The 8,063-nt window shown below is 65.1% G+C and carries 5 protein-coding genes and 2 pseudogenes; 5 read left to right on the forward strand and 2 right to left on the reverse strand.

The genetic code is table 11. The annotated features are described in order from the left end of the window. Positions 1-160, forward strand: a pseudogene (locus tag IC50_RS43005) (sel1 repeat family protein); the annotation flags it as partial. A 63-nt stretch (positions 161-223) separates the two neighbouring features. Here the strand turns inward: IC50_RS43005 and xth are convergent. Then, positions 224-1,021, reverse strand: a complete 798-nt coding sequence (xth, locus tag IC50_RS07525) for an exodeoxyribonuclease III (RefSeq protein ID WP_035702527.1) — start codon at positions 1,019-1,021, stop codon at positions 224-226. 133 nt (positions 1,022-1,154) lie between these two features. Here xth and IC50_RS07530 point away from each other — a divergent pair, with 133 nt between their 5' ends. After that, positions 1,155-3,485, forward strand: a complete 2,331-nt coding sequence (locus IC50_RS07530; RefSeq protein ID WP_035702530.1) for an ATP-binding protein — start codon at positions 1,155-1,157, stop codon at positions 3,483-3,485. Positions 3,486-3,490: 5 nt separating this feature from the next. Here the strand turns inward: IC50_RS07530 and erpA are convergent, their stop codons facing one another. Then, positions 3,491-3,820 carry an iron-sulfur cluster insertion protein ErpA gene (gene erpA, locus IC50_RS07535; RefSeq protein WP_024342679.1) on the reverse strand — a complete coding sequence of 110 codons (330 nt, stop codon included), beginning with the start codon at positions 3,818-3,820 and terminating at the stop codon, positions 3,491-3,493. Between the two features lie 133 nt (positions 3,821-3,953). Between erpA and IC50_RS07540 the strand changes: the two genes are divergently transcribed. The 3 genes and pseudogenes from IC50_RS07540 to IC50_RS07550 form a co-directional block, all read left to right on the forward strand. Next, a complete protein-coding gene (locus tag IC50_RS07540) occupies positions 3,954-5,150 on the forward strand; it encodes a deoxyguanosinetriphosphate triphosphohydrolase (protein ID WP_035702533.1) in 1,197 nt (398 codons plus the stop codon). Between the two features lie 9 nt (positions 5,151-5,159). Next, positions 5,160-6,950: an arginine--tRNA ligase gene (gene argS, locus IC50_RS07545; RefSeq protein WP_035702536.1), complete on the forward strand. Its 1,791-nt coding sequence runs from the start codon at positions 5,160-5,162 to the stop codon at positions 6,948-6,950. Positions 6,951-7,089: 139 nt separating this feature from the next. Continuing rightward, positions 7,090-8,063: pseudogene (locus tag IC50_RS07550) on the forward strand (SPOR domain-containing protein); the annotation flags it as partial.

Raw genomic sequence — 8,063 nt, forward strand, 5'->3', positions numbered from 1 at the left:
GCGCGGCCTGATGTGGCTGACCTTGGCGCGCGACAGCGCCGGTGCCGAGGAGATCTGGATCAAGGAAAGCTACAACCGCGCCTTCGCCAAGGCCTCCGACGACGACCGCGCCATGTGCCTGCAAATGCTGGAGCAATGGGTGCAGGGCCGTAGGGAGTAATCACTCCGCGCAGTCGTTCGGGGGCGATGCTTCGAGCCGCCCCGGAATGACGGCGCTGATGGCTCACGCCGCCTCCAGATCCAGATCCGCCCACACCGGCACGTGGTCCGACGGCTTCTCCCAGCCGCGCACGTAGCTGTCTATGCCGACATTGGCGAGCCGGTCGCTGGCCTGTGGCGACAGCAGCAGATGGTCGATCCGCAGGCCCTGGTTCTTCTGCCAGGCCCCGGCCTGGTAGTCCCAGAAGGTGTAAAGCCCGGGCTCGTCGGTGACGGCGCGCAAGGCGTCGGTCAGGCCGAGGCCGAGCAGGGACTGGAAGCTCTCGCGCGTCTCCGTCTTGAACAGGGCGTCCTCGGTCCAGGCGGCCGGATTGTGCACGTCGCGGGCATGCGGGATGACGTTGAAGTCGCCCGCGAGAATCAGCGGCTCCTCAGCCTTGAGGCGCTCCTTCGAATACTCGAGAAGCCTGGACATCCATTTGAGCTTGTAGGGATATTTGTCGGTCCCGACCGGGTTGCCATTGGGCAGGTAAAGGCAGGCGATGCGCAGCACCCCGCGCTTGAGCGTGACCACGCCCTCGAGGAAGCGGGCATGGCTATCCTCGTCGTCGCCGGCGAGCCCGGACTTGGTCTCGTCGAACCTGAGCTTCGAGAGCAGAGCGACGCCGTTGAACGTCTTCTGCCCATGGGTGACGACGTTGTAGCCCAGCGCCTCGATCTCCAGCCGCGGAAAGGCCTCGTCGACGCATTTGATCTCCTGGAGGCAGACGATGTCGGGCTGGCACTCCTTCAACCAGGTCAGAAGGAGATCAATCCGCTGCCGGACCGAGTTCACGTTCCAGGTGGCTACTCTGATGGACATATCGACAGCTCCACGCGGGGGCCATGGTTAGAACAAACTGCAAACGCGCCCGTCAAGGAGGCCGCAAAATCTCCCACAAAATTAACCCGGCCTAAGCAGGCGGCGGGCCATTGATGGTCAAAAGGTTCCGCGGATGGGATGGCCGGACAAGTCGATGAAGCGAACTGAGCCGCGTGACGGCCTGATCGGTGCGTTCTTGTATTGGCTCGGCGGCTTCGAGATCGAGGACGGCCTGACTGCCGATCTCAGCGAGCGCGAGATCAGTCGCATCCGCGCCAAGCAGATCGACGCGGTGACCCGGCTGATCCCGGTGACGATGGCGGTCACGATGCTGAACGTTGCCATCGTGCTGATCCTGTTCTGGGGCAGGGGCTGGAACGACTTCCTCGCGATCTGGGGTCTGACGCTTGCCGTCACCGCCTCGCTCGCGGTGCGCTCCTGGCAGCGGTCGCATCAGAACCCGCCGCAGGAGGCTTCGCCGCGCGCGGCGCGGCAGATGCTGCGGCAGGCATTCTTCCTCGCCGCGATCTGGGGCGCGCTGCCGCTCGCCCTGTTCAGCCGCACCGAGCCGACCAGCCAGCTCATCCTGGCCTGCCTGATGGTCGGGATGATGTCGGGCGGCGCCTTCACGCTCTCGGCGTTTCCGCGTGCCGGCCTCGTCTATCTCGCCACCATGACCGTCGCCTGCGCCGGGGCGCTGCTGCTATGCGGCACCGGGACGTATCTGGTGACCTCGGTGTTCCTGCTGCTGTTCGCATTCTTCATGGCGCGCAATATCGTCTCGCAGGGCAATCTGTTCCTCGGCAATCTCAAGGCGCGGCTCGAGCTCGAGCGCCAGACCGAGATTATCTCGCTGCTGCTGAAGGACTTTCAGGAGAACGCCAGTGACTGGCTGTGGCAGACCGACGCCGATGGGCATCTGATCGACGTGCCGCAACGCTTCGCGGACGTCGCGCAACTGCCGCTTCCGCTATTGAAGGGATCGTATTTCGCCGACGTGCTCGACATGCTCTGCCCGGAGGACAAGAGCGCAGCCTACGACGTTGTCGGCTTGATGGAGCAGAACGAGCCGTTGCACGAGATGAATCTCAAGGTCGTTGCCGGCGGCGAGGCGCGGCTGTGGTCGCTGACGGCGAAGCCGGCCTATGATCGCGAGGGACAGTTCCTCGGCTATCGCGGCTTCGGGCGCGACGTGACCGAGCGTTGGCGCGCGGAAAAGGCCGAGGCCGAGAGCCGCGCCAAGTCCGACTTCCTGGCGGTGATGAGCCACGAGATCCGCACGCCGATGAACGGCGTGCTCGGGCTTGCCAGCATGCTGCTCGAAACCGAGCTCGATCCGGAACAGCGCGAAGCCGTCACCACGATCCGTGAGTCCGGCGACAATCTCCAGCGGATCCTCAACGACATTCTCGACCTGTCCAAGCTCGAAGCCGGGCGCTTCACCTTCGAGGTGATCGACTTCGCCCCGCAGGCGTTGGTCGAGGCTGTCGCGACCGTTGTTCGCGCGAGCGCCAAGAACATGGGGCTGACGGTCAAGGTCGAGCTCGATCCGAACCTGCCGCCGACGCTGCGCGGCGACGTCGCACGCATCCGCCAGGTGCTGCTCAACCTCGCGTCCAATGCGGTGAAGTTCACCGATGAAGGCGAGGTGACGATTTCGGCCACCTGCCGGGCGCGACGCGATCTGCTGGCGACCGTCGAATGGACGGTGACCGACAGCGGCATCGGCATCGCGCCGGAAAAGCTCGGCCTGCTGTTCAGCGACTTCGCCCAGGCCGATGCCTCGATCAGCCGCCGCTTCGGCGGCACTGGCCTCGGCCTTGCGATCTCACGGCGCATCGTCGAGCAGATGGGCGGCACCATCGGCGTCACCTCGACGCCGGGCGAAGGCTCGACCTTCCGCTTCACGCTGGTGCTGCCCTGGAGCCAGGCGCAGGCGTCCGATGCCACGGCCGAGCGCGACGAGGCAGAGGAGCTGAAAGCCCGCATCGCCGGCCTCGATCGGCCGCTGAGGGTGCTGGTCGCGGAGGACGATGCGGTCAACCGCATGGTCGTGAGCAAGATGCTGGGATCCTTCGACGTCGAGCTGCGCGTCGTCGCCGACGGCGCCGAGGCCGTCGCTGCGGCCTCCGAGGGCAATTATGATGTCGTACTGATGGACGTGCGCATGCCCGATATGGACGGACTTGCCGCCACCCGCGCGATCCGCGCACAAGGCGGGCGCTTCGCAGCCCTGCCGATCGTCGCGCTCACCGCCAACGCCTTCCCCGAGGACGTCAGGATCTGCCGCGAGGCCGGCATGTCGGACTTCCTCGCCAAGCCGCTGCGAAAGCCGCCGCTGGTCGCGGCACTCCTGCGCGCGCTCGACGGGCACACCATGTCGGAGGACGCGCCGCTCCAGCCGGAGCTGATGCCGGTCGATGTCGCGTGGACGGACGAGGAAAGGCAGATAACGGGCGCGTAAGCGCGTCAGACCGAGAAGCTGGTCCCGCAGCCGCAGGACGCGGTCGCATTGGGATTGTTGACGCGGAACGAGGCTCCGATCAGATCGTCGACGAAGTCGACCTGCGATCCCGCCAGGAACGGCTGGGAGGCGGAATCGACCAGCACCACCGCGTTGTCCTGCTCGATCACGAGATCGTCGTCGGTTCGCGCACGGTCGATGTCGAACTTGTACTGGAAACCCGAGCAGCCGCCGCCCTCGACGGAGATGCGCAGCATCGCGCCGGAGCCTTCGCCCTTGAGGATCTCCCCAATCCGGCGTGCGGCCCGGTCGCTGATGGTCACGGCAGTCGTCATCACTGGTCTCCGATCGTCCCGCAGTCACACAGGGGTCTTGCCCAATTCATTTGGTATCCCGCGCCAAGCATAGTTAAGTGCCACCATACGCAGAATCAAATGGATAGGGACTAAATTCGCCGTGTCCGTCGGAATGGCAGCCCCTCGCGCGCCCTATGCCTGCGACCCCGATCGCAGCCGCGGCCGGCTGGTCGCCGAACCCCCGAGCCGGACTCGCAGCCCGTTCCGGCGGGATTGCGACCGGGTGATCCATTCCACCGCGTTTCGTCGGCTGAAGTACAAGACCCAGGTGTTCGTGTTCCATGAGGGGGACCACTATCGCACCCGGCTGACCCATTCGCTGGAGGTGGCGCAGATCGCCCGGGCGCTGGCCCGGCAGCTCGGGCTGGACGAGGACCTCACCGAGACATTGGCGCTCGCCCACGATCTCGGTCATCCGCCGTTCGGGCATGCCGGCGAGCGGGCGTTGGACGCCTGCCTGACGGAATTCGGCGGCTTCGACCACAATGCCCAGACGCTCCGCGTCGTCGCTTCGCTCGAGCACCGCTATCCCGAGTTTGACGGGCTCAACCTGACCTGGGAATCGCTGGAGGGCATCGTCAAGCACAACGGCCCGCTGACCGACCGCAGCGGCGCGCCGGTCGGGCGCTATCGCGAGCACGGCATTCCCGTCGGCATCGCCGACTACATCAAGACCTATGACCTCGAACTATGGAGCTTCGCCTCACTGGAGGCACAGGTCGCCGCGCTCGCCGACGACATCGCCTATGACGCCCACGACATCGACGACGGCCTGCGCGCCGGCCTGTTCCACCTCGACGATCTCAAGGTGATGCCGCTGACCGCGGAGATCATCGCCGGAATCACTGCGCACTATCCCGACCTCGAAGACGTCCGCCGCGGCGCCGAACTGGTGCGCGAGCTGATCTCGCACCTGATCGGTGCGGTATTTGCAGAGGCACAGAAGAACCTCGCGGCCACCAAGCCGCAATCGGCCCAGGATGTGCGCCAGCAGAGCCGGGCGCTGATCGCGTTCCCCGCCGAAGTCGCGGAGGAAGAGGCCGCCATCAAGACCTTCCTGTACCAGCACATGTACCGCCACAAGCGGGTGATGCGGGTGATGGGGGAGGCGGAGCAGATCCTGTTCGACCTGTTCGCAAAATACCGGAAATCCCCCGGCGAGCTGCCGCCGGAATGGCTGCTGGGGGCGGAGGCGGACAATGAAGGCGACCGGGCGCGCCGGATCGGCAATTTCATTGCCGGAATGACGGATCGTTTCGCCCTGACCGAGCACCAGCGGCTTTTTGACTCGACCCCGGATTTGCGTTAGGCGGCGGCCATGCCCGACACATCCTCATCCCTGCATCTGTTCGCCGACGTGCTCGCACGCGTACATGCTGCCTGCCGCGCGCTCGCGGTGGAAGCCAAATGGCCCGAGGGCGTCGATTTCTCGCGCGTGGTGGTCGAGCCGCCGCGCGATGCCTCCCATGGTGACATGGCGACCAACGCCGCCATGGTGCTTGCGAAAGAGGCAAGGGCAAAGCCCCGCGAGCTCGCCGAGCAGATCGCCGAGCGGCTTCGCGCCGACGCGCTGATCGCCAAGGTCGACGTCGCCGGTCCCGGCTTCATCAACCTGACACTGAAGCCAGCCGCCTGGGCCGAGGCGCTGCGGACCGTGTTGCGCGAGGGCGCCGATTATGGCCGCCTGCGCGGCGGCTCCAAGGTCAATGTCGAGTACGTCTCGGCCAATCCAACCGGGCCAATGCATGTCGGGCATTGCCGCGGTGCCGTGTTCGGCGACGCGCTGGCGGGCCTGCTCCAGTTCGCCGGCCACGACGTCACCCGCGAATACTACATCAATGACGCGGGCGCACAGGTCGACGTGCTCGCGCGCTCGGCCTTTCTAAGGTATCGCGAAGCGCTCGGCGAGAACATCGGTGCGATCCCGGAGGGCCTCTATCCCGGTGACTATCTGAAGCCGGTCGGTGCGGCGCTCGCGAAGGAGCATGGCGACAAGCTTCTCGCGATGACCGAGGCGCAATGGCTGCCGACGGTGCGCGCCAAGGCGATCGCGATGATGTTGGACGAGATCAAGGACGATCTCGCCGCCCTCAACATCCGCCACGACGTGTTCTTCTCCGAGCGCTCGCTGATCGAGGGGGGCAACAACAAGGTCGCCGAGACCATCGATTTCCTGCGCGCCAAGGGCGACATCTATGAAGGCCGTTTGCCGCCGCCGAAGGGCGCGCCGGTCGAGGATTGGGAAGACCGCGAGCAACTGCTGTTCAAGGCCACGGCTTACGGCGACGACGTCGATCGTCCGCTGATCAAGTCGGACAATTCCTATACCTACTTCGCCTCCGACATCGCCTATCACAAGAACAAGTTCGACCGCGGCTTCGCCGAGATGATCGACGTCTGGGGCGCCGATCATGGCGGCTACATCAAGCGCATGCAGGCGGCAGTGAAGGCGACGACATCCGGCAAGGGATCGCTCGACGTCAAGATCGTGCAGCTCGTGAAGCTCTTGCGCAACGGCGAGCCGGTGAAAATGTCCAAGCGGAGCGGGGACTTCGTCACCCTGCGTGAAGTGGTGGATGAGGTCGGCCAGGACGCCGTCCGCTTCATGATGCTCTACCGCAAGAACGACGCGGTGCTCGACTTCGACCTTGCCAAGGTCATGGAACAGTCGCGCGACAACCCGGTGTTCTACGTCCAATACGGTCACGCGCGAGGCCACTCGATCTTCCGCAATGCACGGGCCGAAGTGTTCCCGGAACTGCCTGAGGATACCGGCAAGCGGATCGCCTGGCTCGGTGAGTCGGCGGTCGAGCGGCTGTCGGACCCGGTCGAGCTCGATCTTCTCAAGCGCCTCGCAATATATCCGCGCATGGTCGAGGCCGCCGCCACGGCCCACGAGCCGCACCGAATTGCCTTTTATCTCTATGACTTAGCCAGCGAATTTCATGCACTTTGGACGAAGGGGCGTGATTTGCCCTATTTACGCTTCATTATCAATAATGATGCAGATCTTACAAAGGCGCGGCTGGCGATGGTCCAGGGCGTTGTCTCGGTCCTGGCATCGGGCCTCGCCATCCTCGGCGTCCATGCCCCGGACGAGATGCGGTAGTTTGGGGCGAACTGCCTAAGGGTATTGGGGGGTAACCGGCAGAAGCCGGATCGCTTAGATTTGGTTGAAAGCCTTGTGGGTCGAAGGCCGTGCCTTGGTCGAGGGGCGCGCGGCTTTCCCGAAGGGACGCATCATCACGATGGCCGAACGATATCAGGACAGACCGTTTCCCTCCGATGACTTTGGTCGCGGTGGCGATCAGCATGGGAAGGGGGAAAGTGATCCCTTGGCCGAGCTCGCCCGTCTGATCGGACAGACCGATCCGTTTGCAGCACAGGGGCGACCGGCTGCGCGTCCGCCGGCGACGCCCGCCCAGAGCTATCATGAAGACGATTATCGCCGGGACGATGATCAGCAGGACTATGCCGAGCGGGCCCCGCCGCCGGGGCCGCCCTCATGGATGCGCCGCGCCAACGTGCAGCCGCAGCCGGCACCGGCGCCGGAACCCAATTATCCCGTCTCCGTAGCCCCGGTTCATCCGTTGCATCGCTATCCGGCCAACCCCGCCGTGCCCGAGCCTGATGTTTATCGGCCGCAGGCCTATCAGGATCACGGGTATCAAGATCAGGCCGATCAGGATCAGGCCTACCAGCAGCACGGTCAGGCCTACCAGGAGCAGGCCTATCAGGAGCCGTACGCGCAGCCCGATCCGTCGCGCTACGACGATGCGCTCTACGGCCGGCTGGAGACAGGCGCGCAGGACTATCAGCGCGAGCCGGCCTATCCGGATGATCCTTACGCCTACCAAAGCGACTACCCCGAGGACGAACTCGACGAGCCGAAGAAGCAGCGCGGCGGCATGATGACGGTCGCGGCGATCCTGGCGCTTGCCGTGGTCGGCACCGGTGCGGCCTTCGCCTACAAGACCTATATCGGCTCGCCCCGCAGCGGCGAACCGCCGATCATCAAGGCCGACAACACGCCGACCAAAATCGTGCCGGCACCGACGGACTCCGCAGCCAAGGTGCCGGACCGCATGGTCACCGGTGACGGCACCGAGAAGATCGTGCCTCGCGAGGAGGCGCCCGTCGATGTCAATGCCAAGGCGGGCGGTCCCCGAGTCGTATTCCCGCCGCTGAACCAGAATGCGAACCCACCGTCGGTGGCGAGCGT

This window comes from Bradyrhizobium genomosp. I (2014), from assembly GCF_000261685.1.
Classification (GTDB): domain Bacteria; phylum Pseudomonadota; class Alphaproteobacteria; order Rhizobiales; family Xanthobacteraceae; genus Bradyrhizobium.

Coding starts and splice junctions, on each gene's coding strand:
- xth (WP_035702527.1), bottom strand. CDS start 1,021: ATGTCCATCAGAGTAGCCACCTGGAACGTGAACTCGGTCCGGCAGCGG.
- IC50_RS07530 (WP_035702530.1), top strand. CDS start 1,155: ATGGGATGGCCGGACAAGTCGATGAAGCGAACTGAGCCGCGTGACGGC.
- erpA (WP_024342679.1), bottom strand. CDS start 3,820: ATGACGACTGCCGTGACCATCAGCGACCGGGCCGCACGCCGGATTGGG.
- IC50_RS07540 (WP_035702533.1), top strand. CDS start 3,954: ATGGCAGCCCCTCGCGCGCCCTATGCCTGCGACCCCGATCGCAGCCGC.
- argS (WP_035702536.1), top strand. CDS start 5,160: ATGCCCGACACATCCTCATCCCTGCATCTGTTCGCCGACGTGCTCGCA.